This is a genomic window from Clostridiaceae bacterium, from assembly GCA_012840395.1.
GTDB lineage: Bacteria > Bacillota > Clostridia > Acetivibrionales > DULL01 > DULL01.
In genome coordinates this window covers 1-1,671 of the sequence record DULL01000119.1, presented here as the reverse complement: position 1 = coordinate 1,671, position 1,671 = coordinate 1, and the positions used below count along the sequence as shown (strand labels likewise).

Annotated in this window: 2 protein-coding genes; one reads left to right on the top strand and one right to left on the bottom strand. The window is 47.0% G+C overall.

All coding sequences use genetic code 11. The features are described from left to right. The first annotated feature begins 311 nt into the window (after positions 1-311). Entirely contained in the window at positions 312-1,088 is a 777-nt protein-coding gene (locus GXX20_12725) for an epoxyqueuosine reductase (GenBank protein ID HHW32512.1), read from the top strand. 1 nt (position 1,089) lies between these two features. Here the strand turns inward: GXX20_12725 and GXX20_12720 are convergent, their stop codons facing one another. Continuing rightward, on the bottom strand, positions 1,090-1,605 hold the full coding sequence (locus GXX20_12720; protein HHW32511.1) for a nitroreductase family protein: 516 nt from the start codon (positions 1,603-1,605) through the stop codon (positions 1,090-1,092). Between the last annotated feature and the right edge of the window lie 66 nt (positions 1,606-1,671).

Sequence of the window (1,671 nt, the reverse complement as noted above, 5' to 3'; positions counted from 1 at the left end):
TGGCCGCAGAACCCAGCGGATTCAAATTTTCTATAACTGCATTGGTGCTATCGACTTACCAAAATAAACGAAAAAACGGCATAGCCGAATATCAACGACTATGCCGAATTTTTTAGGAATTATAAATCCCTATCTGACCGCTCCTAATGAGCGTTTTTTGTTGTATTGCAACCAATTATATATCTTTTCCGGTTCTCCTGATATTCGCCAAAAATGTACAATATTTCTTAAAATATCTCCCCAAATGCAAGAGGATTTCCAAACAGTGAGAAAGAAATCTTCTGTATCATGCACTAGCGGAGGAGAAAACCATGACTGAGATTACCAGGCTCTATACAATTGCGGAGGATTTCATCCGCACCAACCCCTTAAACTTCGACCAAGAACTAAATGGAATGCCGATCTATGACCCGCCCATATTCGGCGTCGCTTCGGCACAAGACCCTCTTTTTGAAAAGCTCAGGGAACCGGGAGTTGTGGGCCCCCATTATCTTTCTCCTCAGGAATGGCTTCCCGGGGCTAAAACTGTCATCTCCTACTTTCTCCCTTTTTCTTCTCAGGTTAGAGAAGCCAACCGTTCAGGAGGTTATCCGGCCATAGAGTGGCTCCATGGGCGTTTTGAAGGGGAGTTTTGCAATAACGGATTACGTGAGCTCCTATGCTCAGAGCTCAAGAAGGCAGGCGCCGAGTCCTTGGCTCCCTCCCTGGATCCCCGTTTTAAAAATTTCGGATACAACAGTAACTGGTCCGAAAGGCATGCAGCTTTTGTTGCCGGACTGGGCACCTTTGGCCTCAGCAAATCCCTGATTACCGCAAAGGGCTGCGCAGGAAGGTATGGAAGCGTCATCACCAGTATGGAGTATGAACCTACACCCCGTGAATACCAGGATATTTATGAATACTGCACTAAGTGCGGCTCCTGTATCCGCCGTTGCCCGGCAAATGCCATCACCATGAACGGTAAAGAGCATGACCCTTGTCATCATTTTGTTCATGTGGAAGTTGAGCACCGCTTTGCTCCCCGCTACGGTTGCGGTAAATGCCAGACCGGGGTGCCCTGTGAGTATTCCCGGCCGGGCAAAGCTTAGTTTAGTACTTATTCCAATGGATCAGAGCCTCATTGCAGCCCTTTTTCGGGGCTTTCTTTTCCGCCGGGTAACCCAGGGAAATCATGGAGACCGGAATTATCTCCGGGGGAATTGCAAAGATTCTTCTTACTCCTTCAACTCTATCCATCTTCGGAAAAGTAGCCAGCCAGACAGCTCCGAGTCCCAGTCCGTTTGCCGCCAATAACATATTCTGGGTGGCTGCTGAACAGTCCTGAATCCAGTATTCTTCAGGATATTTGAATTTTGCGGGATTGGCACAAGTAATGATGCAATGGCTGGCATTTCTCAGCATGGCTGAATAGGGATGAACTTCTGTGATTGCGATCATCTTTTCCCTCTCATCAACTACAATGAATTCCCAAGGTTCTTCATTGCCTGCCGAGGGGGCAGCCATGCCCGCCGCAAGAATGATTTTTATCAGCTCGTCGGGAATCTTTTGATCGGTATATTTCCTGATGCTCCTGCGGGTAAACAGTAAATCGAGATTAGCCTCCACCTTTAACCATCCTTTCCGTAGCTATTAATCTTTTTCATATATTATTATATCTTCTTTCCGGCAAGG